22 protein-coding genes are annotated in these 26,380 nt (G+C 70.1%); 7 read left to right on the top strand and 15 right to left on the bottom strand.

Going from position 1 to position 26,380, the window contains the following annotated elements; all coding sequences use genetic code 11:
* Nucleotides 1-43: 43 nt before the first annotated feature.
* Nucleotides 44-958, bottom strand: coding sequence for a LysR family transcriptional regulator (locus tag IE325_RS05665; protein ID WP_190069195.1), 915 nt, complete (start codon nt 956-958; stop codon nt 44-46).
* Between the two features lie 197 nt (nt 959-1,155).
* Nucleotides 1,156-1,746 carry a TetR/AcrR family transcriptional regulator gene (locus IE325_RS05660; RefSeq protein WP_190068600.1) on the bottom strand — a complete coding sequence of 197 codons (591 nt, stop codon included), beginning with the start codon at nt 1,744-1,746 and terminating at the stop codon, nt 1,156-1,158.
* Nucleotides 1,747-1,848: 102 nt separating this feature from the next.
* Here IE325_RS05660 and IE325_RS05655 point away from each other — a divergent pair, with 102 nt between their 5' ends.
* Entirely contained in the window at nt 1,849-4,284 is a 2,436-nt protein-coding gene (locus tag IE325_RS05655; RefSeq protein ID WP_190068599.1) for a beta-glucosidase family protein, read from the top strand.
* A 79-nt stretch (nt 4,285-4,363) separates the two neighbouring features.
* Here IE325_RS05655 and IE325_RS05650 read toward each other — a convergent pair whose 3' ends face one another.
* Both IE325_RS05650 and IE325_RS05645 read right to left on the bottom strand, forming a co-directional pair.
* On the bottom strand, nt 4,364-5,347 hold the full coding sequence (locus IE325_RS05650; protein ID WP_190068598.1) for an aldose epimerase family protein: 984 nt from the start codon (nt 5,345-5,347) through the stop codon (nt 4,364-4,366).
* Nucleotides 5,348-5,357: 10 nt separating this feature from the next.
* Entirely contained in the window at nt 5,358-6,233 is an 876-nt protein-coding gene (locus IE325_RS05645) for an SGNH/GDSL hydrolase family protein (protein WP_190068597.1), read from the bottom strand.
* A 254-nt stretch (nt 6,234-6,487) separates the two neighbouring features.
* Here IE325_RS05645 and IE325_RS05640 point away from each other — a divergent pair, with 254 nt between their 5' ends.
* Nucleotides 6,488-6,982 (top strand): DUF3145 domain-containing protein, encoded by a 495-nt coding sequence (locus IE325_RS05640; protein ID WP_190068596.1) that lies wholly within the window; start codon nt 6,488-6,490, stop codon nt 6,980-6,982.
* A 66-nt stretch (nt 6,983-7,048) separates the two neighbouring features.
* On the opposite strand, the gene fabF is transcribed toward IE325_RS05640, so the two are convergent.
* The 5 genes from fabF to fasR all read right to left on the bottom strand — a co-directional run bounded on the left by fabF (nt 7,049) and on the right by fasR (nt 11,978).
* Nucleotides 7,049-8,320, bottom strand: a complete 1,272-nt coding sequence (fabF, locus tag IE325_RS05635; RefSeq protein ID WP_190068595.1) for a beta-ketoacyl-ACP synthase II — start codon at nt 8,318-8,320, stop codon at nt 7,049-7,051.
* An 85-nt stretch (nt 8,321-8,405) separates the two neighbouring features.
* The gene (locus IE325_RS05630; protein WP_004001566.1) at nt 8,406-8,654 is read right to left on the bottom strand and encodes an acyl carrier protein; all 249 of its coding nucleotides are present in this window, start codon (nt 8,652-8,654) and stop codon (nt 8,406-8,408) included.
* Between the two features lie 103 nt (nt 8,655-8,757).
* Nucleotides 8,758-9,756 carry a ketoacyl-ACP synthase III gene (locus IE325_RS05625; RefSeq protein WP_190068594.1) on the bottom strand — a complete coding sequence of 333 codons (999 nt, stop codon included), beginning with the start codon at nt 9,754-9,756 and terminating at the stop codon, nt 8,758-8,760.
* 15 nt (nt 9,757-9,771) lie between these two features.
* Complete coding sequence (locus IE325_RS05620; RefSeq protein WP_190069194.1) at nt 9,772-10,683, bottom strand: ACP S-malonyltransferase; 912 nt, start codon at nt 10,681-10,683, stop codon at nt 9,772-9,774.
* A gap of 89 nt (nt 10,684-10,772) precedes the next feature.
* Complete coding sequence (gene fasR / locus IE325_RS05615) at nt 10,773-11,978, bottom strand: fatty acid biosynthesis transcriptional regulator FasR (protein WP_190068593.1); 1,206 nt, start codon at nt 11,976-11,978, stop codon at nt 10,773-10,775.
* 184 nt (nt 11,979-12,162) lie between these two features.
* Between fasR and IE325_RS05610 the strand changes: the two genes are divergently transcribed.
* A complete protein-coding gene (locus IE325_RS05610) occupies nt 12,163-12,816 on the top strand; it encodes a pirin family protein (RefSeq protein ID WP_190069193.1) in 654 nt (217 codons plus the stop codon).
* Nucleotides 12,817-12,900: 84 nt separating this feature from the next.
* Complete coding sequence (locus IE325_RS05605; RefSeq protein WP_190068592.1) at nt 12,901-15,147, top strand: MMPL family transporter; 2,247 nt, start codon at nt 12,901-12,903, stop codon at nt 15,145-15,147.
* On the opposite strand, the gene IE325_RS05600 is transcribed toward IE325_RS05605, so the two are convergent.
* On the bottom strand, nt 15,119-15,934 hold the full coding sequence (locus IE325_RS05600; protein WP_190068591.1) for a serine hydrolase domain-containing protein: 816 nt from the start codon (nt 15,932-15,934) through the stop codon (nt 15,119-15,121). The two genes, IE325_RS05605 and IE325_RS05600, sit on opposite strands and share 29 nt — an antisense overlap.
* A gap of 327 nt (nt 15,935-16,261) precedes the next feature.
* Between IE325_RS05600 and IE325_RS05595 the strand changes: the two genes are divergently transcribed.
* A complete protein-coding gene (locus IE325_RS05595) occupies nt 16,262-16,735 on the top strand; it encodes a MerR family transcriptional regulator (RefSeq protein WP_187284505.1) in 474 nt (157 codons plus the stop codon).
* Complete coding sequence (locus tag IE325_RS05590; RefSeq protein WP_190068590.1) at nt 16,732-17,754, top strand: aldo/keto reductase; 1,023 nt, start codon at nt 16,732-16,734, stop codon at nt 17,752-17,754. Before IE325_RS05595 ends, IE325_RS05590 begins: the two co-directional genes overlap by 4 nt.
* A 9-nt stretch (nt 17,755-17,763) precedes the next feature.
* Here the strand turns inward: IE325_RS05590 and IE325_RS05585 are convergent, their stop codons facing one another.
* The 3 genes from IE325_RS05585 to IE325_RS05575 all read right to left on the bottom strand — a co-directional run bounded on the left by IE325_RS05585 (nt 17,764) and on the right by IE325_RS05575 (nt 20,625).
* Nucleotides 17,764-18,630: a DUF4429 domain-containing protein gene (locus IE325_RS05585; RefSeq protein ID WP_190069192.1), complete on the bottom strand. Its 867-nt coding sequence runs from the start codon at nt 18,628-18,630 to the stop codon at nt 17,764-17,766.
* A 57-nt stretch (nt 18,631-18,687) separates the two neighbouring features.
* A complete protein-coding gene (locus tag IE325_RS05580; RefSeq protein WP_190068589.1) occupies nt 18,688-19,905 on the bottom strand; it encodes an alpha/beta hydrolase in 1,218 nt (405 codons plus the stop codon).
* 93 nt (nt 19,906-19,998) lie between these two features.
* Nucleotides 19,999-20,625: a TetR family transcriptional regulator gene (locus IE325_RS05575; protein ID WP_190068588.1), complete on the bottom strand. Its 627-nt coding sequence runs from the start codon at nt 20,623-20,625 to the stop codon at nt 19,999-20,001.
* Between the two features lie 67 nt (nt 20,626-20,692).
* On the opposite strand from IE325_RS05575, the gene IE325_RS05570 reads away from it, so the two are divergent.
* Nucleotides 20,693-22,312, top strand: coding sequence for an MFS transporter (locus IE325_RS05570; RefSeq protein ID WP_190068587.1), 1,620 nt, complete (start codon nt 20,693-20,695; stop codon nt 22,310-22,312).
* 242 nt (nt 22,313-22,554) lie between these two features.
* On the opposite strand, the gene IE325_RS05565 is transcribed toward IE325_RS05570, so the two are convergent.
* Both IE325_RS05565 and aceE read right to left on the bottom strand, forming a co-directional pair.
* The gene (locus IE325_RS05565) at nt 22,555-23,397 is read right to left on the bottom strand and encodes a potassium channel family protein (RefSeq protein WP_190068586.1); all 843 of its coding nucleotides are present in this window, start codon (nt 23,395-23,397) and stop codon (nt 22,555-22,557) included.
* 87 nt (nt 23,398-23,484) lie between these two features.
* A complete protein-coding gene (gene aceE, locus IE325_RS05560) occupies nt 23,485-26,232 on the bottom strand; it encodes a pyruvate dehydrogenase (acetyl-transferring), homodimeric type (RefSeq protein ID WP_190068585.1) in 2,748 nt (915 codons plus the stop codon).
* Nucleotides 26,233-26,380: the final 148 nt, after the last annotated feature.

The following is a 26,380-nucleotide window of genomic DNA, read 5'->3' as shown; positions in this document are numbered from 1 at the left end:
TGCGTGGTGTGGGACGCCGGAAGTATCGCGTGGCGGGAGTGGTCTACGCCATGGTGCGGGGAATCTTCGCCGCCGCCTCCCGCAGGGCTCCCACGAACGCCTCCACGGTCGGCGTCAGCGACCGCCCCCGCGCCGTCGCCGCGTACACCGCCCGCGCCGGGGCGCCTTCGTCCCGTACCGGCAGCAGCGTGACGTCCGGTCGTACGGAGGTCGCGGCCAGCGCCGGGACCAGGGTCACCCCGAGGCCGGCGGCGACGTACCCCTGCTTGGCGGTCCACTCACCGACGACATGCGCCACCCGCGGGCTGAACCCCTGCCGCAGGGCCGCGTCCAGGAGGGTGCCCTCGGGTCGGGAGCTGCCGGAGATCCAGTCGGCGTCGGCCAGCCGGCCGAGCCGGACGGGGCCGTTTCCGGCCAGCGGATGGCCGGCGGGGACGGCGACGTACAGACACTCGTCGAGGAGGTGGTGGAGTTCGAACGTTTCCAAGGGCGCACTGCCCGTCGTCGAGACCACCGCCAGATCGAGATGCCCCGCGCCGAGCCGGTCCAGGAGGCCCGGGGTGAAGCCCTCCTCGCGGCTGACCAGGACCCCTGGGTGCCGGGCGCGGAAGGCGCCGAGGGCGAGCGGTACGAGCGCCGCGTCCGCCGTGGCGAACGCCCCGAACCGCAGCCGCCCTCCGGCCACCTCCCGCAGCGCGGCCAGCTCCCGCACGGCCCCGTGCAACGACTCCGCCACCGCCTCGGCATACGGCACGAGCACCCGCCCGGCCTCGGTCAGCCGCACCCCGCGCGGCATCCGGTCGAACAGCGGCGCACCGCCCAACGCCCCCTCCAGCGTGGCGATCTGACGGGACACCGCCGACTGCGTCCACCCGAGGGCCCGGGCGGCACCGGTGAACGAGCCCTGCCAAGGGCTGCCGCTCGCTCGGCCGGGGCACCTGGCACCGTGGACTGCCAGCCCTGACGTTGGTGCCGCCGCCCTGGGGGCAGAGCCCCCAGACCCCCTTTCGGCCTGAACGGCCTCGTCCTCAAACGCCGGACGGGCTGGTTTGATCGCCGCGCTTCTCCCCGCGCACGGCGCGGGCCTCGCGGACGTCGAGGTGCCGAAGCTGTTCCGGCCGGAGGCCCGCGTGGAGGTGGAGGTCGTCGCCGTGGTCAGCCCGCGTCTTCCCGGTTCTCGCCCAGCAGCGTGAGGAAGTCCCGGAACGCGCCCGGCATGTCCACCGACTCCGGGTCCAGGAGCCACTGGTACTGGAGGCCGTCCATCACGGCGACCAGCAGGGGGGCCGTGCGTTCCGGGGTGAGGCCGTTCGGGAGGTGGTCGCCGTACTCGGCGCGCAGCATCTCCGCCATGTTCGCGCGGACCTGGACGTAACGGTCGGTGAAGTAGGCGCGCGCCGGATGCCCCTCCGTCACGCTCTCGCCGAGCAGGGCCGAGAAGGTCTGGATGATGCCGGGGCGCATCGCGTTGTACTCGACCAGTGAGGCCAGCAGGTCCATGCGCCACCGGGTGTTGGGCACCGCGTCCCACTGGTCCCGCTCCTGGAGCACGGCGACGAGCAGCGCGTCCTTGGTCGGGAAGTAGTGCAGCAGCCCCTGCTGGGTGAGCCCGACCCGCTCGGCGACCGCGCCCAGACTCGCCCCCCGGTAACCGCGCTCGGCGATCACCTCCAGGGCCGCCCGCACGATCTCGGCGCGGCGCTCCTCGCTCCTGACCCTCGCGTTCATGGCGTCACCGTACGACATCGACGTACCCGGAAAATAACAGCAAGATAACGAAACCTACCGATCTACAGGTGACCGATGCAGGATGGAGGCACTGCCCGGACTCAACGAGGAGGCGCCGCGATGGCGGGAACCCGCACCCAGGCCGATGAAGCACGCGAGGCGGTCGTCGAGGCGGCCCTCGCCCGGCTCGACCTCGACGCGAAGGCGCGACTGCTCGCCGGCCAGGACATGTGGACCCTGCCCGCGCTCCCCGAGATCGGCCTGAAGTCGCTCGTGATGTCCGACGGCCCGATCGGCGTCCGGGGTGTGCGCTGGACCGCGGACGACCCCTCCGTCGCGCTGCCCTCGCCCACCGCCCTCGCCGCCGCCTGGGACCCGGGTCTCGCCCGCCGCGCCGGCACCCTCCTCGCCCAGGAGGCCCGCCGCAAGGGCGTCCATGTGCTGCTCGCCCCGACCGTCAACCTGCATCGCTCACCGCTCGGCGGGCGGCACTTCGAGGCGTACAGCGAGGACCCGTATCTGACGGGCGTGATCGGCGCCGGGTATGTCAGTGGTGTGCAGTCCGGCGGCGTCGGCACCACCGTCAAGCACTTCGTCGCCAACGACGCCGAGACCGACCGCTTCACCGTCGACAACGTCGTCTCCGCACGCGCCCTGCGCGAGCTTTATCTGGCGCCCTTCGAGATCATCGTCGAGAACGCCCACCCCTGGGGCATCATGACCGCCTACAACACGGTCAACGGCACGACGATGACCGAGCACCACCACCTCGTCAACGAGGTCCTGCGCGGCGAGTGGGGCTTCGACGGCTACAACGTCTCCGACTGGATGGCCGCCCGCGACACCGTCGCCGCCATCGAGGGCGGCCTCGACGTCGCCATGCCCGGCCCCCGGACCGTCTACGGCGACGCCCTCGCCCGGGCCGTGCGGGACGGGAAGGCCGCCGAGGGCAAGGTCGACGACGCCGTGCGCAACGTCCTGCGGCTCGCCGCCCGCGTCGGCATCCTGGACGGCGCCGAACCGGTCGTCGCCGAGCCCCCCGAGCAGATCGACGGCACGGAACTCGCCCGCGAGATCGCCCGCCGCTCCTTCGTCCTGGTCCGCAACCAGGGCGCCCTCCCCCTCAGGCCGAACGGCACGGTCGCCCTCATCGGCGCCGCCGCCCGCGACGCCCGCGTCCTCGGCGGGGGCTCGGCGACGGTCTTCCCGGCCCGGGTCGTCTCCCCGCTCGACGGCCTCACCGCCGCCCTCCCCGAGGGCACCCTCACCTACGCAGTCGGAGCCGACCCGAACACCGAACTCGCCGTCGCCGACAAGGGCTTCGAGCTGCGAGCCGTGTGCCGGGACAAGGACGGCCAGGTCATCGGCACCGGGTCCGCCCCCAACGGACAGATCCAGTGGATGGGCGCCGACCTCCCCGACGGCGTCACCCACGACACCCTGCACACCGTCGAACTGACCGGTACCTTCACCCCGCGCGCCACCGGCCCGCACACCTTCGGCATCAAGGGCATCGGCGCCTTCACCCTCGTCATCGACGGGACGGCGTACTACGACGACGTCCAGCGGCCCGCCAAGGACGACCCCTTCATCACCTTCTTCGGCGCCCCCGTCCCACGCGCCCAGCCCGAACTCACCGCCGGTGAACCGGTCGAGGTCTCCCTCACCCATGTCGTCGAGTTCCCCGAGGACGCGCCCATGAAGGTCGTCGGGTTCACCCTCGCCCACCAGGAGCCGCAGCGCGACCCCGACGAGCTGATCGCCGAGGCCGTCGAGGCCGCCCGGGCCGCCGACACGGCCGTCGTCGTGGTCGCCACCACCGACCGCGTCGAGTCCGAGGGCTACGACCGCACCGACCTCGGGTTGCCCGGCCGCCAGGACGAGCTGGTCCGGGCCGTCGCCGCCGCCAACCCCCACACCGTCGTGGTCGTCAACTCCGGCTCCCCGGTGGAACTGCCCTGGCGCGAGGACGTAGCCGCCGTGCTGCTCAGCTGGTTCCCCGGACAGGAGGGCGGCGCGGCCCTGGCCGACGTCCTCACAGGCGCCCATGAGCCGGGCGGGCGGCTCCCCACCACCTGGGGCTCCCTCACCGCCGCCCCGGTCACCGAGGTCGTGCCGTCGGACGGCCGACTCCCGTACACCGAGGGCGTCTTCATCGGCTACCGCGCCTGGGAGAAGGAGCGCGCCATCCCCTCGTACCCCTTCGGACACGGCCTCGGCTACACCGACTGGACCTACGAGTCCGCCGAGGTCCGGGGCACGACCGTCACCGTCCGCGTCCGCAACTCCGGCGAGCGCGCGGGGCGTGAGGTCGTGCAGATCTACGTCGCGCCGAGCGAGCCGGACACCGACCGTCCGGCACGCTGGCTCGCCGGGTTCGCGGGCGTCGAGGCGGGGCCGGGGGAGCGGGGCGAGGCCGTGATCGAGCTGCCGCGCCGGGCCTTCGAGGTGTGGGACGAGACGGCCAATTCGTGGACCTTTGTGAAGGGTTCGTACGAGATCCAGGTGGGGCGCTCGATCGCGGACCGTCGGGTGACGGCGACGATTAACGTCTGACGCGGGAGAAGTACCCAGGAACAGCCCCGGTTCAGGCCCTGACACCTGGACCGGGGCTCGTGCGTTCGCCTCGGGGCCCTCAGCGCGCGGAGAAGCCGTACACCGTCTCCGAGCGGAACACCTCGCCCGGCCGCAGCACCGTCCCCGGGAAGTCCGGCCGGTTCGGGGAGTCGGGGAAGTGCTGGGTCTCCAGCGCGATGCCGTCGCCGGGGGCGAAGGGCTCGGTCAGATGGTCGGCGGTGTAGAGCTGGAGGCCGGGCTCGGTGGTCGCCACCGTCAGCGCACGGCCGGTCGACGGGGCGTACAGCTCGGCGACCTGCTCGGGGCTCGCCGTCACGCCCTTGTCCAGCACGAAGTTGTGGTCGTACCCGGTGCCGACCTTGCGCGACTGACGGAAGTCGAAGCGCGTGCCCGCGACATCGTCCAGGGTGCCGGTCGGGATGAGGTCCGCGTCGACCGGGGTGAACCGGGAGGCCGCCAGCCGCAGTTCATGCCCGCCCGCGTCACCGGAACCGGCTCTCGCACCGGCCAGATCGAAGTAGCTGTGGTTCGTCAGATTCACCACCGTCGGTGCGTCCGTCACCGCCTCGTACGCGATCCGCAGCGCGCCCTCGGACGACAGGGTGTACGTCGCCGAGACCTCCAGCGTCCCGGGGAAGCCCTCCTCGCCATGCGGGCTGACCCGGCTCAGACGCACCCCGTGCTCGACCGGCGTCACCTCCCACACCCGCTTGTCGAAGCCGTGCGCTCCGCCGTGCAGGGAGTTGGGCGCGTTGTTGGGCTCCAGCGCGTACGTCAGACCGTCCAGCGGGAAGCGGCCGCCCGCGATCCGGTTGGCGTAGCGGCCGATGAGGGCGCCCAGATACGGCCCCGGGTGGGTCAGATAGCCCTCCAGATCGGCGAACCCCAGCACCACGTCCGCCGGATGCCCGTCCCGGTCCGGCACCTCCAGCGACTGCACGATCCCGCCGTACGACAGCACCCGTACCCGTACGCCCGCACGCTCCAGGGTCCAGCGCCGGACCTCGGTGCCGTCGGAAAGTGTGCCGAAGTGTTCGCTCATGAGCGGAACACTAGTTCGTCACGGTCCGGTAGGCGATCTCGGCCAGCCGTGCCTGACCGTCGACACTCGGATGGAACCAGTCCCAACGGCTCAGCTGCTCGGCGCCGAAACGGAAGTCGTACACCGCGCCGTCGTCGAAACGACACCGGCGGTCCTTCGCGCAGACATCTTCCAGCACCTTGTTGTACGCCTCGACACGCTCCTGCACCGTGTCGCGCCGCTGGTTGGCCAGCGTGGTCAGGGAGTCGGGGTCGCTCAGCATCGACGGGCAGATCCCCAGCTTCCACACCTGCTTGCCCAGCGGATTGTCCTTGCCCTGCTCCCACAGCCGCTTCAGATTCGGCACGCTCGCCACGAACACCTGCGTCTTCGGCAGGGACTCGCGCAGCGTGCTCATGGCGTCCTCGAACTGCGCGCGGAAGTCGGCCACCGGGGTCATCGCCTCGGGCGTCTCACGACAGGCGTCATTGGCGCCCGCCATCACCGCCACCAACTCCGGCCTGCGGGTCGCCGCCTGGGCCATCTGACCCGGCACGTCCGCCATCCGGGCCCCCGTCACCGCGTAGTTCCAACTGTTCCCCGCCGCCTTCGCCTTCCCCAGCAGACGCACCGCCAGACTGTCGACCTCGGCGCTGCTTCCGGTCGCCCAGGACACCTCGGGGCAGTCCGACAGGACCGAGCAGGCGTCGAAACCCCGGGTGATGGAGTCACCGACCGCCGCGACGGACGCCGGGCTGCGGTCCCAGGTCGGCGTCGGCTTCGGCGACGGCCGCGCGCCGCGCGACTGCGTCGGGGCCGACTCGTCACCGCCCACCGCGTCACAGCCGGCGACACCGACAACCGCCGCAGTCAGGGCGGCGAGCACGACGTGCCGCGACTTCCGCATGCCCGGCCATCCCCTCGTTCGACGCTGTCATGATTTCCAACCCATAACAACGGATGAGGGTTCCCGCCCGACTCATGCAACGGCTCACACCCGTACAAGCGTCCTGCCGGGTGAATGGCAGGCGTTTGGCGGCACCGGGACGGACGGTACGTCACACTCCTTGCGCCGCCGCACGGTAGCCTCGCCATCAACGTGGCCGCCCGGCCACGATCGTCCGCCAGTTCGCAAGATGTCCGCTCTGCCCGGAGGTACCGGTGACGACACGTGGAGTTCTGTACGTGCACTCCGCGCCGCGCGCGCTGTGCCCGCACGTCGAGTGGGCCGTGGCAGGGGTGCTCGGCACACGCGTCAACCTCGACTGGATCCGGCAGCCCGCCGCGCCCGGCACCTGGCGCTCGGAGTTCTCCTGGCAGGCCGAGGCGGGCACCGCCTCCAAGCTGGCCTCCGCCCTGCGCGGCTGGCAGCTGCTGCGCTTCGAGGTCACGGCCGAGCCCTGCCCCACCGCCGAGGGCGAGCGCTACAGCTGCACCCCCGACCTGGGCATCTTCCACGCGGTGACCGGAATCCACGGCGACATCCTCATCCCTGAGGACCGTCTGCGCGCCGCCCTGGCCCGCTCGCAGCGCGACGAGACCGACCTGGAGGCCGAGATCGCCAAGCTCCTCGGCAAGCCGTGGGACGACGAGTTGGAGCCGTTCCGGTACGCCGGTGAGGGAGCGCCGGTGCGCTGGCTGCACCAAGTGGTCTGAGACCTGGACAAGTGAAGGGCCCCCACCTCGAAAGGTGGGGGCCCTTCACATACGTACAGAGGTCGCTCAGACCGTCCGGAACGCCAGCACCACGTTGTGCCCGCCGAACCCGAACGAGTCGTTCAGCGCGGCGATACGGCCCTCGACGGGCAGCTTCCGGGCCTCACCGCGGACGACGTCGGCGTTGGCCTCGGCCTCCGGGTCGAGGTTCTCGACGTTGATGGTCGGCGGGGCGACCCGGTGGTACAGCGCGAGGACGGTCGCGACCGTCTCCACGCCACCGGCGCCACCGAGCAGATGACCGGTCATCGACTTGGTCGCGGACACCGCGAAGTGGTCGGCGTCGTCGCCGAACACCTTGCGCAGCGCCTTCAGCTCGGCGATGTCACCGGCCGGCGTCGACGTGGCGTGCGCGTTGACGTGCACGATCTCCGCCGGGTCCAGGTCGTTGCGGTCCAGCAGGTTCTGCAGCGCGTGCGAGATGCCGCGGCCCTCGGGCTCCGGCTGCACGATGTCGTGGGCGTCGGCGGAGATGCCCTGCCCGACCGCCTCGGCGTACACCCGCGCCCCGCGCTTCGCGGCGTGCTCGGCGGACTCCAGGACGACCACACCGGCGCCCTCACCGAGGACGAAGCCGTCACGCGCGACGTCGTAGGGACGCGACGCGCCCTGCGGGTCGTCGTTGTTCTTGGACATCGCCATCATGTTGCCGAACGCGGCGATCGGCAGCGGGTGGATCGCCGCCTCCGTGCCACCCGCGACGACGACGTCGGCGCGGCCGGTGCGGATCATCTCGATGGCGTAGCCGATGGCCTCGGCACCCGAGGCGCACGCGGAGACCGGCGTGTGCACGCCCGCACGGGCGCCCACGAGCAGGCCCACGTTGGCCGACGGGCTGTTCGGCATCAGCATGGGCACGGTGTGCGGGGAGACGCGGCGGACGCCCTTCTCCTTCAGCACGTCGTACTGGTCGAGCAGCGTCGTCACGCCACCGATGCCGGAGGCGATGACGGCACCCAGACGGTCGGGGTCGACCTTCGGGTCCTCACCGGCCTTGGCCTCGAAACCGGCGTCGGCCCAGGCCTCCTTGGCCGCGATCAGCGCGAACTGCGCCGAGCGGTCCAGTCGGCGGGCCTGCGGCCGGGGGATGACCTCGGTCGGCTCCACGGCGATCGGCGCGGCGATACGGACCGCCTGATCGGCGGCCCAGTCCTGCTCCAGGGGCTTGACGCCGGAACGTCCGGCGACCAGGCCCTCCCAGGTAGAGGCTGCGTCGCCACCCAGCGGTGTGGTTGCGCCGATACCGGTGACGACCACGGTGCGATTGGTCGAGCTCACGGGAATTCTTTCTCCAACGGATACGAGGATTCAGCGGCGCCACCGCCGGGTGGCGGGGCAGTCAGCCCAGCGGTCTGATCGGTGATCAGCCCTGGTGCTTCAGGATGTAGTCGGTCGCGTCGCCGACGGTCTTGAGGTTCTTGACGTCCTCGTCGGGGATCTTGACGTCGAAGCGCTCTTCGGCGGCGACGACGACCTCGACCATGGACAGCGAGTCGACGTCCAGGTCGTCGGTGAAGGACTTGTCCAGCTGGACGTCCTCAACCGGGATGCCGGCGATCTCGTTCACGATGTCGGCGAGACCGGCGACGATCTCTTCCTGAGTGGCGGCCATCTTGGCGCTCCTTCGTAGATATCTCAGAGGGTTTGGCGTCCACCGCGTGAGCGGCAGGTGGTGCGTTTCTCCGTCCCGGACCGCATGATCCGGCACGGAGTGCCTAGGGGAGAGTAACGACCGTGGCGGCGTAGACGAGACCCGCCCCGAATCCGATGACCAGTGCGGTGTCGCCGCTCTTCGCCTCGCCGGTCGCCAGGAGCCGCTCCATCGCGAGCGGGATCGAGGCGGCCGAGGTGTTGCCGGTGGTGCGCACATCGCGGGCGACCTTGACATGCTCCGGCAGCTTGAGAGTCTTCACCATCGAGTCGATGATCCGCTCGTTGGCCTGGTGCGGGATGAAGACGTCCAGTTCGTCCGGGGTGATTCCGGCCGCGTCCAGCGCCTGCTGGGCGACCTTCGCCATCTCGAACACGGCCCAGCGGAAGACCGCCTGGCCCTCCTGGGTGATCGCGGGGAACTTGTCCGTGGAGCTGTCGTACTCGTTCCACGCCAAGGTCTGCTTGATCGTCTCGGACTTGTCGCCCTCGGAACCCCACACCGTCGGGCCGATGCGCGGCTCCTGAGAGGGGCCGACCACGACCGCGCCCGCGCCGTCACCGAACAGGAAGGCCGTGGCACGGTCCTCCAGGTCGGTCAGGTCGGACAGCCGCTCGACGCCGATGACGAGGACGTACTCCGCGGAGCCCTCGACGATCATGCCCTTGGCCAGCGTCAGGCCGTAGCCGAAGCCCGCGCAGCCGGCCGAGATGTCGAAGGCGGCCGCCTTGTTGGTGCCGAGCTTGTCGGCGATCTCCGTCGCGACGGCCGGGGTCTGCTTGAAGTGCGAGACGGTCGAGACGATCACGCCGCCGATCTGCTCGGCGGAGATCCCGGCGTCGGCGATCGCCTTGCCGGACGCCTCGATCGACATCGCGGCGACGGTCTCCTCGGCGTTCGCCCAGTGCCGCGTCTCGATGCCGGAGCGCGAACGGATCCACTCGTCGGACGAGTCGATCTTCTCCAGGATCACCTCGTTGGGCACCACACGGGTCGGGCGGTAACCGCCCACACCGAGGATGCGCGCATACGGGGCGCCCTTGCTGGGCTTCAGCTTCGCCATGCTCCGGGCTCCTTGTCAGGCGTGCTCTGCGATGAGCTCGCGAGCAGCGTCGAGGTCGTCGGGGGTCTTCAGCGCCAGGGTCTTCACACCCGGCAGCGCGCGCTTGGCCAGACCGGTCAGCGTGCCACCCGGGCACGCCTCGATCAGGGCCGTCACGCCGAGCTCCTTGAAGGTCTCCATGCACAGGTCCCAGCGGACCGGGTTGGCGACCTGCCCGACGAGGCGCTCCAGCACCTCGACGCCGCCGGCGACCGCCTTGCCGTCCTTGTTGGAGACGTAGGTGACCTTCGGGTCGGCGGGGACGAGCTCCTTGGCGGCCTCGGCCAGCGCGTCGACGGCGGGACCCATGTGATGCGTGTGGAAGGCGCCGGCGACCTTCAGCGCGACGACCTTGCGCACACCCTCGGGCTTGTCCTCGTTCAGCGCGGCGAGCTGCTCCATGGTGCCCGCGGCCACGATCTGCCCGGCGCCGTTCATGTTCGCCGGGGTCAGCCCCAGCTTCTCCAGATGCGCGACGCTGACCTCGGGGTCGCCGCCGAGCAGCGCCGACATGCCGGTCTCGGTGATCGCGGCGGCCTCGGCCATCGCCAGGCCCCGCTTGCGTACGAGGGTCAGCGCGGCGGTGTCGTCGAGGACGCCCGCGTAGGCGGCCGCGGTGATCTCACCGACGCTGTGGCCGGCTACGGCACCGGGCGTGATGTCACCCAGTGCCGCGGCGGACAGGATGCCGGCCGCGACCAGCAGCGGCTGCGCCACGGAGGTGTCCCGGATGGCGTCGGCGTCGGCCTGCGTCCCGTAGTGGGCGAGGTCCAGGCCGATGGCGTCCGACCAGGCACCGAGGCGGTCGGCGGCACCGGGCAGTTCGAGCCAAGGGGTCAGGAAGCCGGGCGTCTGGGCGCCCTGGCCGGGAGCGACGAGTACGAGCACTCTCACACTCTCTCTTGGGGACGGCCACAGCCGCCCGTGGGGACAAGGACGAAGAACACGAGGGGGTTTTGTGGGACCCCGACAAAAGCCTAGAGCTGAAGATCGCCGTCGGCCAGACGCCCCAGGATCAGCGCGATCCGCAAAGTGAACGCGGAGCGTACATCGGACGGCGACCAGCCGGTGACGTCAGTCACACGTCGAAGCCGGTAGCGCACGGTGTTGGGATGCACGAACAGCATCCGCGCCGCGCCCTCCAGACTGCTCGCCTGCTCGAGATACACGGACAGCGTCTCCAGGAGCGCCGACCCGGCCTCCTCAAGCGGTCTGTAGATCTCCTCCACCAACTGCTCGCGCGCACTGGGATCCCCGGCGATGGCGCGTTCCGGCAGCAGATCGTCGGCGAGGACCGGGCGCGGGGCGTCCTGCCAGGCGGAACACGCCTTCAGACCGGCGGCCGCGGCCTGCGCGGACCGGGTGGCCGCGAGCAGATCCGGTACGACGGGCCCCGCGACGACCGGCCCGGCGGCATACGGCCCGATCAGGGACTTGGCGACGGCGAGCGGGTTGTCGCTGCCGCCGGCGATGACGACGAGCCGGTCGCCGAGGACGCCGGTGAGGACTTGCAGCTTCGCGTGCCGGGCGGCCCGTCGGATGGCCTCGACGGTGAGCTCGCTGTCGCCGTCGGGGGCGGTGCCGAGGACCACGCAGACATGCTCGGGGGAGTTCCAGCCGAGTGCGGCCGCCCTCGATACGGCTCCCTCGTCGGCCTCGCCGCTGAGCACGGCGTTCACCACGAGCGACTCCAGCCGCGCGTCCCAGGCACCGCGTGCCTCCGCGGCCTGGGCGTACACCTGGGCGGTGGCGAAGGCGATCTCGCGGGCGTAGACGAGGAGGGCCTCGCGCAGCACGCTCTCGTCGCCGGGAGCCGCGACCTCGTCGATCGCCGACTCCATGACCTCGATGGTCGTACGCACCATCTCCACGGTCTGACGGAGGGTGATGGCACGGGTCAGCTCGCGCGGGGCTGTTCCGAAGACATCGGTGGAGATGGCCTGCGGCGCGTCGGGATGCCGGAACCACTCGGTGAAGGCGGCGATACCGGCCTGCGCGACGAGACCGATCCAGGAACGGTTCTCCGGTGGCATCGCCCGGTACCACGGCAGTGTCTCGTCCATCCGCGCGATGGCCTGAGCGGCGAGCGAACCGGAGGACTTCTCCAGCCGCCTCAGGGTCGCGGAGTGGGGGTGGACGTCGTGCGCGGCGGCGGGGGACTTACTGGCTTCGGGTTCGGGCACGGGGACAAGACTGCCTTATCGGGACCGGTGGGTGCGTTGTCGGGGTTCGGTTGGCTGTGTAGTGCCGGATTTCTGGGTCGGTCGCCTCCGGGGGCGCGTCGGTGTCGTCGGGACAGTGACTGTTGGTGGGCCCCTGCCCGGCGTCGGTGTGGGCTGGTCGGCACGGGCTACCTTGGTGCCTGTGATGGACGTACGGCGCGCCGCGGAGCGCTATCCGGGAGGGGAGCCGGGGTCGGGCATCGAGTCGCGGCACGCCTTCTCCTTCGGCCCGCACTACGACCCCGACAACCTTCGGTTCGGCGCGATGATCGCCTGCAACGAGGAGCGGCTCGCGCCCGGCGCCGGGTTCGACGAGCATCCGCACAGCCACACCGAGATCGTGACCTGGGTCGTCGAGGGGGAGCTGACCCACCGGGACTCGACGGGGCATGAGACGCGGGTCGGGCCCGGAGATGTGCAGCGGCTGAGTTCGGCGGGTGGCGTGCGGCATGTGGAGCGCAACGACGCCGGGACGCCCCTGACCTTCATCCAGACCTGGCTGGCCCCGCTGACGCCGGGCGGGGACCCGGCGTACGAGATCGTCCATGGCATCGCCGACTCCACGCCGTACGCCGTTCCGGAGGCGGGCGCGATGCTCCATGTGCGGCGGCTGGCGGCGGGGGAGCGGACCGCGGTGCCGGACGGGGCGTATCTGTATGTGCATGTCGTGCGGGGTGAAGTGCGGCTGGAGGGCGAGGAGTTGGGGCCGGGGGACGCGGCGCGCATCACCGACGCCAAGGATGTGGAGGCGGTCGGGTTGAGCGGGGCGGAGCTGCTGATGTGGGAGATGGCCGGGTAGCGGTGGGGCCCGAGATGCCGGAGTGGTTCGTGCGACGTCCAATGGAGGTGTCGGACGCCCGCCCGGCGGAGAAGGGCCGAGTCCATGGCGAGACGCAAGGCCGAAGGGGGACGGGGCGAGGCCCCGAAAAGTGGGGGACTGCGACGGCTCGGTGAGTGGTGTGCCCACCACTTCGTGATCGTGATCGTCGCCTGGGTCGTGGCGCTCGGCGTGCTCCAGGCTCTCAATCACATCCACGGTGGCGAGTACTCGGACAACTTCGCCCTGTCCGACGTGCAGTCCGAGAAGGGGCTCGACGTCCTCAAGGAGCATGATCCGCAGGCGGGTGGCTACAGCAGTCAGATCGTCATGCACGACGCGGAGAAGCCCCTGACCTCGTTCGGCTCGCAGATGTCGGGCGCCGTCTCCGACCTGCAGAAACTGCCGCATGTGCTGTCCGTGCAGAATCCGCTGGACGCCACCTCCTCCAAGGTCGGGCCGCTGTCCTCGGACGGGCGGACCGGCTACATCACCATCCGCTTCGACGAGCAGCCCTCGCTCCTCGGAGACAGCTATCTGAACGGCGTCGACAACGCCGTGGAGCAGCTCAGGAACGCCGGTGTCCAGGTCGAGTACGGCGGTTCGCTCGGCGAGCTGGAGCGGCCCGCCGGCAACGACCGGATCAGCGAGGCGATCGGCTTCGGCGTGGCCATCGTGGTCCTGCTGATCGGCTTCGGCAGTCTGATCGCCGCGGTACTGCCACTGGTCACCGCGCTCATCGCGGTGGTCGGCGGACTGGCCTGCCTCGGGCTGCTGGCCGTCGCGTTCACCTTCGCCACGGTGTCACCGACCCTGGCCACGATGATCGGCCTCGGCGTCGGCATCGACTACGCGCTGTTCCTGATCACCCGGCACCGGCAGGGCATCATGGACGGCGCCGACCCGGTGCGCGCCGCCGGTCACGCCGCGTCCACGTCGGGGCGCGCGGTGCTGGTCTCCGGCACCACGGTGATCGTCGCCCTGATGGGCCTGTGGGTGTCCGGGGTGAGCTTCATCGGCAAACTCGGCGTCGCCGCGGCCGTCACGGTCGTCTCCGCCGTCCTCGGCGCGCTGACCCTGGTGCCGGCCCTGCTGGGGCTGATCGGCCGCAACATCGACCGCTGGCATGTGCGCAAGCCCATCGCGGAGACCGAGGCCGAGGCCGGGGGCGACACCTCGCAGGGCACCTGGCACCGGTACGCCAAGCGCGTCGAGCGCCATCCGCTGCGGTATCTGTCCGCCGGCGTCGTCACCGTCGCGGTGCTGGCCATCCCGGTCTTCTCGATCCAGCTCGGCCACATCGGCGACGGCGCCGATCCCACGTCCTTCACGGACCGGCGGGCCTTCGACCTGATGACGGACGCGTTCGGCGCGGGCTCCAACGGACCGCTGACCATCGTCGTCGACCAGACGAACGTACCGCAGTCGCAGCGCTCCGACCTGGCCTCGAAGACCCAGACGGCCCTGAACGACGAGTCCGGGACGTCCTTCGTCAGCCCGCTGCAGCCGACCCAGGACGGCGACGTGCTGGTCGGCACCGTCTACTCGTCGGTGTCCCCGCAGAACAAGGACACCACCGACCTCACGAACCGGCTCTACGACCACACCCTCCCCGACGCCGCCTCCGGCACCGACGCCAAGGGCTATGTCACCGGGACCACGGCCGCTCAGGTCGACTTCCGCGACATCGTCGCGGAACGCCTGCCCCTGATCATCGCCGTGGTCGTCGGCCTCGCCTTCCTGATCGTCCTCGCGGTCTTCCGCGGCCTGCTGGTGGCCGTGAAGGCGGCCGTCCTCAACGTCCTGTCGATCACGGCCTCGTACGGCGTCGTGGTCGCCGTCTTCCAGTGGGGCTGGGGCGGTCCGGCTCTCGGCGTCCACGGCAAGGTGCCCATCGAGAGCTATGTGCCGATGATGATGTTCGCCATCATCTTCGGCCTGAGCATGGACTACGAGATCTTCCTGCTGTCCCGGGTGCACGAGGCGTGGCTGCGCACCGGGGACGCGAAGGACTCGGTGGCCCATGCCCTGGAGATCACCGCGCGTGTGATCACCTGCGCGGCGCTGATCATGGTGAGCGTCTTCGCGGCGTTCATCATCAGCGACAACATCGTGGTCAAGATGCTGGGCCTGGGCCTCGCCGTGAGCGTCCTCATCGACGCGACCGTCGTACGCCTGCTCATGGTGCCCGCCGTGATGACGCTGCTGGGCAAACACGCCTGGTGGACGCCCAGGTGGATGGACCGGATCCTGCCCCACATCGACACCGAGGGGACGGGGCCGGCTACAGCTGGGCGAGCACCGCGTCCGTGAACGCCGGCCACACCTCGACCGCCCACGGCCCGAAGGCGCGATCGGTCAGCGCCACGCAGGCCGCCCCGGCGTCCGGGTCGATCCACAGGAAGGTCCCCGACTGCCCGAAGTGCCCGAAGGCGCGCGGCGAGGACGCCGACCCCGTCCAGTGCGGCGCCTTGCCGTCCCGGATCTCGAAGCCGAGCCCCCAGTCGTTGGGGTTCTGATGCCCGTACCCCGGCAGCACACCCTTGGTCCCCGGGTACTGCACGGTCATAGCCTCCGCGACCGTACGCGGGTCCAGCAGCCGGGGCGCCTGCACCTCCGCCGCGAACCGCAGCAGATCCTCGACGGTCGACACCCCGTCCTTCGCCGGCGAACCCTCCAACGACGTACCCGTCATACCCAACGGCTCCAGCACCGCCTGCCGCAGATACTCCCCGAACGGAATGTCGGTCGCCTTCGCCACATGATCCCCGAGCTGCTCGAACCCGGCATTGGAGTACAGCCGCCGCTCCCCGGCCGGCGCCATCACCCGATGCTCGTCAAAGGCCAGCCCCGAGGTGTGCGCCAGCAGATGCCGCACGGTCGACCCCTCCGGCCCGGCCGGCTCGTCGAGCTCGATCGCCCCCTCCTCGTACGCGACGAGCACTGCGTAGGCCGCCAGCGGCTTGGTGACGGAGGCGAGGGGAAAGCGGTGCCCGATCGGCCCGTGGGTGCCGAGCACGGTTCCATCCGCCCGCACGACACCTGCGGCGGCGGTGGGGACGGGCCAGTTCTCGATCAACGTGAGGCTCTGCAAGGACATACCTGTGAGCCTAAGCCGCTCTGAGCTTCAGGATCATCGTGGGGTCCGGCTTGTGGACGAAGCATGCGCGCCCGTACCCCCGGCGGCGCGCCTGCGGATCGGTGGCGACGCCGACGACGTATCCGGCCAGCCCGTGTGGAGCCCGGTGACACTCAACGAGCGGTTCGGCAACCCCCCAAGGGGCGCGGGGAACTGCGCGACCAGCCACGACGGCGCAGCAGTCGCTCGACGGCAAGACGTGGCACTCCGCCCCTCGAGCCACGTCCCGTGGTTTTCTTACCGTTTCCGCTTGCTTGGAGCGCACTCCAAGGCCATAGCGTTGAGGTCATGACGGTGATGGAGAGCACGAGTACCAGGACCGACAGCTGTGCCGCCCCGCCCCATCCGCACCGGCGCCCGGCAGGCCAGGACAGCTACACGATCAGCGAGGTCGTCGCCTTCACCGGACTGACGGCCCACACCCTGCGCTGGTACGAGCGGATCGGCCTCATGCCGCACGTCGACCGCTCGCACACGGGCCAGCGCCGCTACAGCAACCGGGACCTGGACTGGCTCGACCTCGTCGGCAAGCTGCGGCTGACCGGCATGCCCGTCGCCGACATGGTCCGGTACGCCGAGCTGGTGCGCGAGGGCGACCACACCTTCGGTGAGCGTTTCGAGCTGCTGGAGACGACCCGGCGCGACGTCCTCGCCCGGATCGCCGAGCTCCAGGACACGCTCGCCGTGCTCGACCGGAAGATCAGTTTCTACGCGGACGCAGGGCGTCTGTACGAGCAGGAGAAGACGGAGAAGGCTGGATGACGGACGGCAGCATCAGCAGGATCGCCACCGCACGACTCGGCACGCACGGCCCCGAGGTCGGTGTCCAGGGCCTCGGCTGCATGGGCATGAGCTTCGCGTACGGCCCCTCGGACGCGGACGAGTCCAGGGCGACCCTGGAGCGGGCCCTGGAACTGGGCGTCACGCTCTACGACACGGCGGACGCGTACGGCGCCGGCGAGAACGAGCGGTTCCTCTCCCCGTTCTTCAAGGCGCACCGGGATGACGTGGTCATCGCCACCAAGTTCGGTCTCGCGATCCACCCCGACGACCCGACCAAGCGCATCATCCGCAACGACACGCCCTATATACGGCAGTGCATCGAGGCGAGCCTGAAGCGCCTGGACGTCGAGGCGATCGACCTCTACTACATGCACCGCCGGGACGTGGACGTCCCCATCGAGGAGACCGTCGGTGTCATGGCCGAGCTGGTCAGCGAGGGCAAGGTCAAGCATCTGGGCCTGAGCGAGGTGACGGCCCGCGAGCTGCGTGACGCGCACGCCGTGCACCCGATCGCGGCCGTGCAGTCCGAGTGGTCCCTGTTCAGCCGGGACATCGAGGCGAACGTGGTCCCGGCCGCCCGCGAACTGGGCGTGACCCTCGTCCCGTACTCCCCGCTGGGCCGTGGCTTCCTCACCGGCTCCTTCGCCAAGGCCGAGGATCTGACCGACGGCGACTTCCGCCGCCAACAGCCCCGCTACACGGGAGAGAACGCCGCGGTCAACGCCGCCCTCCTCGACCCGATCCGCACGGTCGCCGAGTCGCATGGCGCGAGCCTGGGCCAGATCGCCCTGGCGTGGGTCCAGCAGCAGGCATCGGTCCACAACCTCCCGATCGTCCCGATCCCGGGCACTCGCAGGCCGAAGAGGGTGGAGGAGAACACGGCGGCGACGAGGATTGTCCTGACGGAGCAGGAACTGGCGCTGCTGGAGCCGATCGCGAGCAAGGTCGCCGGTACCCGCTACGCGGACATGTCCTTCGCATCCGCAGGCAGGGAGTAGGGCAAACCCCTACAACTCCGACAACAACTCCGCCTTCTTGGACGAGAACTCCTCGTCCGTGACCAACCCGGCCTCATGCAGCTCCCCCAGATGCCGGATCCTCTCCGCGATGTCGGCCGGGTCGCGCCTCGGCGCCCTGGCCGGCACAGCGGCGACGGGCCCGCTCTCCCGAACCGCCGAGAGAACAGCCGCAGCGAACGGCAGCGACTCGTGCACCGGCCCGTACCCCAGCCCGAACACCACGGTCGCCGGATCCTGATCGGCCTGCGCGGGCTGTGCGTCCGTATCGGCCAAGTCCCGCCGCAGCAGCCGTAGATGCCCCTCGAACACCTCCGGCGACCGCCACTCCACCCCGCTGAGCTCGGCCACCGGGAAGTTCTGGTCCCCGGCCTTCCACTTCGCCGACGACGCCCCCGTCCAGAACCACCGGAACCGGACGACACGCCCGTCGAAGGACGCCTTCGCGTCGTACGCCTTGAACTGCATCGGCACATCGGGCGCGCCCATCAGGAACTCATCGACTGCCCCGGACCCGTTCAGCCGCGCCCGCAGCTCGTCGGCGTAGTACTCGGCGAGAACGTCCCGCTCCGCCGGCAGCACCAGCCGATACGGATCACCGCTCTCCTTCAGCTGCCCGGCCGCCGCCTCCAGCAGCGGATCGGCACCGGGCCGCAGCTCCAGGCGCAGCACCACGGTCCCGCGCTTGCCCTGCGTCAGCGTCACCCCGCCGATCGCCTCAAGGGGCACACGGCGCTCCCCGAGCGCCTGGAAGAGCTTAGGTGTTCGAATCCCCCGTTCGTAACGGATGAGCACGGAGTCGGACTCGAACTCCCAGGCGGCATGAAATCCGGCCAGTACGTCACCCATGCGGCTCATCGTATGCGGCACGTGCTCCTCCGTCGCCACCTCTCGCACACCGCAATTCCTGCGCCTCTACGCGCGTCCGGCCGACGCGCTGTCGGACAAACCCGCCCGACAGGCCCCGGCATCGTCGGCACAGCGCACCGACCCGTACGCGCCAACCCCGATCTCGGCGAAGTTGGCCACGCTGTCCGTGCCCGGCTCGAAATAGCCGCCGTGCCCCTTCGCCTCCCGCGCCGACAGCACCCGCGCCCCGAACACCGACGACACCGGGTCCTCACCGTGCCCGAGCCCGCCGACCTCCAGATACGGCACGTCCTGCACCCAGTCGTCGGCGTCCCGCATCGCCCACACGCGTGCGGACGTGCCCAGCTGGGAGGCCTTCTCGACCCGCATCCCGGGACTGCCGGCCACCGCTATGTCGGCCACCCGCGCGGGCAGCTCGGACGCGGCCACACCGCACAGCACCGAGCCGTAGCTGTGGCAGAAGAGAGAGATGGGGGAGCCGCCGGGCAGGGCCCGCAGCAGCGCGTTCAGACGTACGGCGCCTTCCGCGGCCCGCATCGCCGTCGCCGAGTCGATGCCGAGGCCGTTCGGCGAGGTGTAGTCGGCCCAGGCGATCACGGCCGTACGCGTCGTGGGGTCGGCCGCGCGCTCGGCCGCGTACAGGGACTCGGCCATGCCGACCGGTGCGGAGTACTTGCGGTTGGTGCGCTGGAAGGTGAGCAGATCGGTGTCGACGCCGGGGACGACGACCGAGATCCGCTCGGCCCCGCTCAGATCACCGAACACCTCGGCCGCCCGCCCGGAGCCCTCCGGGTCGAAGGCCAGGATGTGCCGGTCCGTCCGCATCATCGACTCGAAGCGATGCATACGGCGGCCCGCCTCGCGTTGCCCGTCGGGCGTGAGCCGGGTGTCGTGCATGCGTTTGCGTTCGACCTCGCGCGCCTCGTCGAGCGCGACACGGTTGGCCCGGTAGCGCAGCTCGACGGGGGCGCCGTTCATGTTGCCGACCGCGAGCGGGTAGCGGTGGGCGAGGACGGCGCGCTGGCGGTCGTCGAGCGAGGTGAAGAACCGGGCGAGCCTGGCGGGGGAGGAGTCCGCGGCCGGCAGCCGGTGTCCGGCGATGCTGCCGTGCTCCCAGGCGCTGATCGACGCCTGGAGCGGAGTGGCACCGCGGTGATGGCGCAGGGCGGTCCAACCGGTGGTCGCCAGCATCACGAACACCACGGCCAGCGCCAGCAGAGCGCGCCAGACGTTCAATTGCGGGGAGGTATCGAAGGAAGTCACTGGGAGGACACACTAGGAGAACGGGAGGGTCTCGCGTTAACCAAGTGACAGGTATCACGTTTCGATCACGCCCGTGTGAACACGCCCATGACCTCAGTGTGTTCGCCAGCTCTCGCTGAGTGCGGGTCCCAACTGTTCGAGATGTGAGACGACCAGTGCCCGCATGGCGTCCAGGCTGTAGTCCCCGTCGGCGCTCCACTGACGCTCCGTCAGTCGCATGACACCGCCGAACACCGCCACCGTCAGGCGCGGTCGGGGATCGGTGTCAAGGTCGACTCCCTCGCGCTCGGCCAGGATATGGGCGATCGTCTCCTCGATCTCCACCGACTTGCGCAGATGCGCGGCGAGCAGCACCGGTGTGGATTCCATCACCTGGTACATGCGCAGATACAGCTCGACAGGCACGACGGACTCGATCACGTCGTGGAGCGTGTCCCAGCCCTCCAGGACGGACTGCCGCAGCGCCTCCATCGGGGCCTCGTGCGGCGGGCGCCCGCGCACCGTCTCCACGAAGTGCGCCACCGTCATGTCCTCCATCGCGAGCGCGGCCTCCTCCTTGCCCGCGAAATAGCGGAAGAAGGTGCGCTGCGAGACGTCCACGGCCTCGGCGATGTCGTCGACGGTGGTCCGGTCGTAGCCCTGGGTGGTGAAGAGCTCCAGCGCGGTTCGCACCAGCGCGTCCCGGGTGCGCTGTTTCTTGCGTTCGCGCAGTGTTTCCATAGGTGTCAGTTACCGACTTGTGAATTGGTTTGTCAATTGTCAGTGGCTGTCATTAGCCTTCGGAAGTATGACTAGTCAGACCACCATCGACAAGACGGGGTCGGGGGGCGACGCGCCAGTAGTCCCGTCGGACGCGACACCGGCCAAGGGGCTGCGCGGCCACCCCTGGTTCACGCTCATCACCGTCGCGGTCGGGGTCATGATGGTGGCCCTCGACGGCACCATCGTGGCCATCGCCAACCCGGCCATCCAGAAGGACCTCGGCGCCACCTTCGCCCAGGTGCAGTGGATCACCAACGGCTACTTCCTCGCGCTCGCGGTCGCCCTGATCACCGCCGGCAAGCTCGGCGACCGGTTCGGGCACCGCCAGACCTTCCTGATCGGCGTGGTCGGCTTCGCCGCCGCGTCCGGTGCGATCGGCCTGTCCAGCAGCATCGCCGCCGTGGTCACGTTCCGTGTCTTCCAGGGCCTGTTCGGCGCGCTGCTGATGCCGGCCGCGCTCGGCCTGCTGCGGGCGACCTTCCCGGCCGAGAAGCTCAACATGGCCATCGGCATCTGGGGCATGGTCATCGGCGCCTCGACCGCCGGCGGCCCGATCCTCGGCGGTGTCCTCGTCGAGCACGTCAACTGGCAGTCGGTGTTCTTCATCAACGTGCCGGTCGGCATCCTCGCCGTAGTCCTCGGCGTCATGATCCTGCTCGACCACCGCGCGGAGAACGCGCCGCGCTCCTTCGACATCCTCGGCATCGGCCTGCTGTCTGGCGCCATGTTCTGCCTGGTCTGGGCGCTGATCAAGGCGCCCGAGTGGGGCTGGGCCGACGGCAAGACATGGCTGTTCATAGCCGGTTCGGTGCTGGGCTTCGTGGTCTTCGCGTTCTGGGAGACGAGGGTGAGGGAGCCGCTGATCCCGCTGGCCCTGTTCCGCTCGATCCCGCTGTCGGCGGGTGTCGTGCTGATGGTCCTGATGGCCATCGCGTTCATGGGCGGCCTGTTCTTCGTGACGTTCTACCTCCAGAACGTCCACGGGATGAGCCCGATCGACGCGGGTCTGCACCTCCTCCCGCTCACCGGCATGATGATCGTCGGCTCCCCGCTCGCGGGCGCGATGATCACCAAGTTCGGACCGCGGGTCCCGCTGGCCGGCGGCATGGCCCTCACCGCGATCGCCATGTATGGCATGTCCACGCTGGATACGGACACCGGCAGCGCCATCATGTCGGTCTGGTTCGCCCTCCTCGGCCTCGGCCTCGCGCCGGTCATGGTCGGCGCCACCGAGGTCATCGTCGGCAACGCGCCCATGGAGCTGTCCGGTGTGGCCGGCGGTCTCCAGCAGGCCGCGATGCAGATCGGCGGCAGCCTGGGTACGGCCGTGCTGGGTGCCGTCATGGCGTCCAAGGTCGACAGCGATCTCGCGGGCAACTGGACGTCCGCGGGGCTTCCGCCGCTGACCGCGGCGCAGGAGGCCCAGGCCTCCGAGGCGGTTCAGGTGGGCGTGGCGCCGGTGGCGCCGGGTACGCCGGAGGCCGTCGTCACAAAGATCACGGACGTCGCGCACGACACGTTCATCTCGGGCATGAGCCTCGCGTCCCTCGTCGCCGCGGGGGTGGCGGTCGTGGCCGTCGGCGTCGCGTTCCTCACCAAGCGGGGCGAGAACGCGGAGGCGGGAGCGGGCGCGGCGCACATCTGACGCGCGCCAGGTTCGTTGTGGCGGGAGGGATCCGAGGGCCCAGTTCCCCTATCAGGGTGACAGGGCCGAAGATCCCTCCCGTCGTGCATTCGCCGCAGGTCACAGTGGGTCAAGCCGGGGCCTGCGGCGCGCCGCCGGAGGGGGATGGCGCGTCGCGGCTCCGCCGGGGGGCGGGGGGGCGCCGTAGGGGGTGCGGTTCGTGTTCGGCTGCGGGTTCGTTGTGGCTGGTCGCGCAGGCACGCTCAAGTCTGCTCATCAGCGAAGCTGCGGGCATGCGTGCCGCCTGGGGCGGCACGGGTGGGCGCAGGCGGCACCCCGTCAGCGCCGGGCTGCGCGACCCACCCGGTGCCAGCCCCCACCCGTTCCCCCGACAACTCCGCCACCTCCGCCCGAAGGGCCCGTACCTCCTCCGTCAGCACCCGAATCGCCTCCGTCTGCCGACGCTCCTCCACGTCGTCCATCTCGAAGCGCGATATGAACCACGCGGCGATGTTCGCGGTCACCACACCCAGCAGCGCGATCCCGGACAGCATCAGCCCCACCGCGAGCATCCGCCCCACCCCGGTGGTCGGCGCGTGATCGCCGTACCCGACCGTCGTCATCGTCGTGAACGACCACCACACCGCGTCACCCAGCGTCTTGATGTTCCCGTTGGGCGAGTTCCGTTCGACGGACAGCACGGCCAGCGAGCCGAACATCAGCAGCCCGACCACCGACCCGGCGACATAGGTCGTCAGCCGCACCTGCGAGGCCATCCGGGCCCGTTGCCCGACGAGCAGCAGCGTCGACACCAGCCGCAGCAGCCGTAGCGGCTGCAGCAGCGGCAGCAGCACCGCGCACAGGTCCAGCCAATGCGTCCGTACGAACAACCGCCTGTCCCTGGTGAGCGCCAGCCGGACGACGTAGTCCAGCGCGAACGCCCCCCACACCACCCACTCCACCGCGAGACACACGTCCACCACGGCTCGGCTCGCGTCCGGCTGGACGATCGGCACCGCATAGGCCACGGCGAACGCCAGGGCCAGACCGAACAGGGGCCGCTGGGTATGCCGTTCCCAACGGACTTGCGCCACCGCTTGCTTCATGGGCGCATCGTAGGAAATGTGAAGGGGCGGTGTGCCCGCAGGTCACCCACGGACACACCACCCCATCGAGCCGTTGACGCCGGTGCGCTACGCGTCGCCGCCCGCCGCGCCCGGATCCGCCGCCGACACATCGAGCAGCTGGTAACGGTCGATCGCCTGCTTCAGCACCGACCGGTCCACCTTGCCCTCCTTCGCCAGCTCGGTCAGCACCGCCACCACGATCGACTGCGCGTCGATGTGGAAGAAGCGCCGGGCCGCGCCACGGGTGTCGGCGAAGCCGAAGCCGTCGGCGCCCAGTGACTGGTACGTCCCGGGCACCCACCGCGCGATCTGGTCCGGAACCGATCGCATCCAGTCGGAAACGGCCACGAACGGGCCCTCCGCGCCGTTCAGCTTCCGCGTCACCCACGGCACCCGCTGCTCCTCCTCCGGGTGCAGCAGGTTGTGCCGCTCGCACTCCACGGCCTCGCGCCGCAGCTCGTTCCAGGAGGTCGCCGACCAGACGTCCGCCTTGACGTTCCACTCCTCGGCGAGGATCTTCTGCGCCTCGACGGCCCAGGGGACGGCCACGCCGGACGCCATGATCTGCGCGGGGATGGAGCCCGAGGGGCCTTCGCCGAGGCGGTGGATGCCCTTGAGGATGCCCTCGACGTCCACGTTCTCCGGCTCGGCCGGGTGCTGGATCGGCTCGTTGTAGACGGTGAGGTAGTAGAAGACGTCCTCGCCGTGGGGGTGTTCGGCGTCGCCGCCGTACATGCGGCGCAGACCGTCCTGCACGATGTGCGCGATCTCGTACGAGTACGCCGGGTCGTAGGCGACACAGCCCGGGTTCGTCGAGGCGAGCAGCTGCGAGTGGCCGTCCGCGTGCTGAAGGCCCTCACCGGTCAGGGTCGTACGGCCGGCGGTCGCGCCCAGCACGAAACCGCGCGCCAGCTGGTCCGACATCTGCCAGAACTGATCACCGGTGCGCTGGAAACCGAACATCGAGTAGAAGACGTAGACCGGGATGAGCGGCTCGCCGTGGGTCGCGTACGCCGAACCCGCCGCGATCAGCGACGCCGTGCAGCCCGCCTCCGAGATGCCGTCGTGCAGCATCTGGCCCTGCGGAGACTCCTTGTAGGCGAGGAGCAGATCGCGGTCCACCGACTCGTACTGCTGGCCGAGCGGGTTGTAGATCTTCGCGCTCGGGAAGAATGAGTCCATGCCGAAGGTGCGGTACTCGTCCGGCGCGATCAGCACGAAGCGGCGGCCGAGTTCCTTGTCCCGCATGAGGTCTTTCAGCAGGCGCACGAAGGCCATGGTCGTCGCGATGGACTGGTGGCCCGAGCCCTTCTTCACGGTCGCGTACGTCTTGTCGTCCGGCAGGGCGAGCGGCTTGGAGCGCACGACGCGCGTCGGGACGTAACCGCCGAGTCCCTTGCGGCGGTCGTGCATGTACTGGATCTCCTCGGAGTCGCGCCCCGGGTGGTAGTACGGCGGCGCCCCGCTCTCCAGGTCCTTGTCGGCGATCGGCAGGTGCAGCCGGTCGCGGAAGCGCTTGAGGTCGTCGACCGTCAGCTTCTTCATCTGGTGCGTGGCGTTGCGGCCCTCGAAGTTGGGACCGAGCGTCCAGCCCTTGATCGTCTTGGCCAGGATCACCGTCGGCTGGCCCTTGTGCGCCTTGGCCGCCGAGAACGCCGCGAAGACCTTCCGGTGGTCGTGACCGCCGCGGCCCAGGTGCAGGATCTGGTCGTCGGTCATGCCCTCGACCATGGCGCGCAGCCGCTGGTCGTCGCCGAAGAAGTGGTCGCGGATGTAGGCGCCGGTCTCGGTGGCGTACGTCTGGAACTGGCCGTCCGGCGTGGTGTTCATCCGGTTGACCAGGACGCCGTCGCGGTCCTGCGCGAGCAGCGGGTCCCAGGTGCGGTCCCAGATCAGCTTGATGACGTTCCAGCCGGCGCCGCGGAAGATCGACTCCAGCTCCTGGATGACCTTGCCGTTGCCCCGCACCGGCCCGTCCAGGCGCTGCAGGTTGCAGTTGACGACGAAGGTGAGGTTGTCCAGGCCCTCGCGCGCGGCGATGGACAGCTGGCCCAGCGACTCCGGCTCGTCCATCTCGCCGTCGCCGAGGAACGCCCACACCTGCGACTTGGAGGTATCCGCGATACCGCGCGCCTCCATGTAGCGGTTCATCCGCGCCTGGTAGATCGCGCCGATCGGGCCGAGGCCCATCGACACCGTCGGGAACTCCCAGAAGTCCGGCATCAGCCGCGGGTGCGGGTAGCTCGACAGGCCGTACGGCGCCTTCGACTTCTCCTGGCGGAACGCGTCCAGGTTCTGCTCGCTGAGGCGGTCGAGCAGGAACGCGCGCGCGTAGATGCCCGGGGAGGCGTGGCCCTGGAAGAAGACCTGGTCGCCGCCGTCGCCCTCGTCCTTGCCGCGGAAGAAGTGGTTGAAGCCCACGTCGTAGAGCGAGGCGGAGGAGGCGAAGGTCGCGATGTGACCGCCGACGCCGATGCCGGGGCGCTGGGCCCTGGACACCATCACCGCGGCGTTCCACCGCGTCGCGTTGAGGATCTTGCGCTCGATCTCCTCGTTGCCCGGGAAGAACGGCTCGTCCTTGGTGGCGATCGTGTTGACGTAGTCCGTGCTGCGCATCTCCGGCACGGCCACGCGCTTCTCGCGGGCCCGCTCGATCAGCCGCAGCATCAGATAGCGGGCCCGCTCCCGGCCGCGCTCGTCCACCGCGGCGTCGAGGGAGTCGAGCCACTCCTGGGTTTCCTCGGGATCGAAGTCAGGAACCTGACTCGGAAGGCCGCCAATGATGATCGGGTTGCGATCTGATCCGGAAGCCACGCTGTTCCTTACCTGTCAGAGGGCCGTATTTCTGGGTGTCTGCACCGCTCCCCATCGTGTACCTCGGGGCGCCAAACGTCATCTCTACTGTGAGGTAACCGGCGTCTGATCAACGGTGGAGCGCCCAGGGATGGTTCCCTGATGGTTC

The sequence above is a fragment of the Streptomyces lanatus genome (assembly GCF_014655715.1).
Taxonomy (GTDB): domain Bacteria; phylum Actinomycetota; class Actinomycetes; order Streptomycetales; family Streptomycetaceae; genus Streptomyces; species Streptomyces lanatus.
Note: the sequence above shows the minus strand (reverse complement) of the source record. Positions and strands in the feature narration are given on the sequence as shown.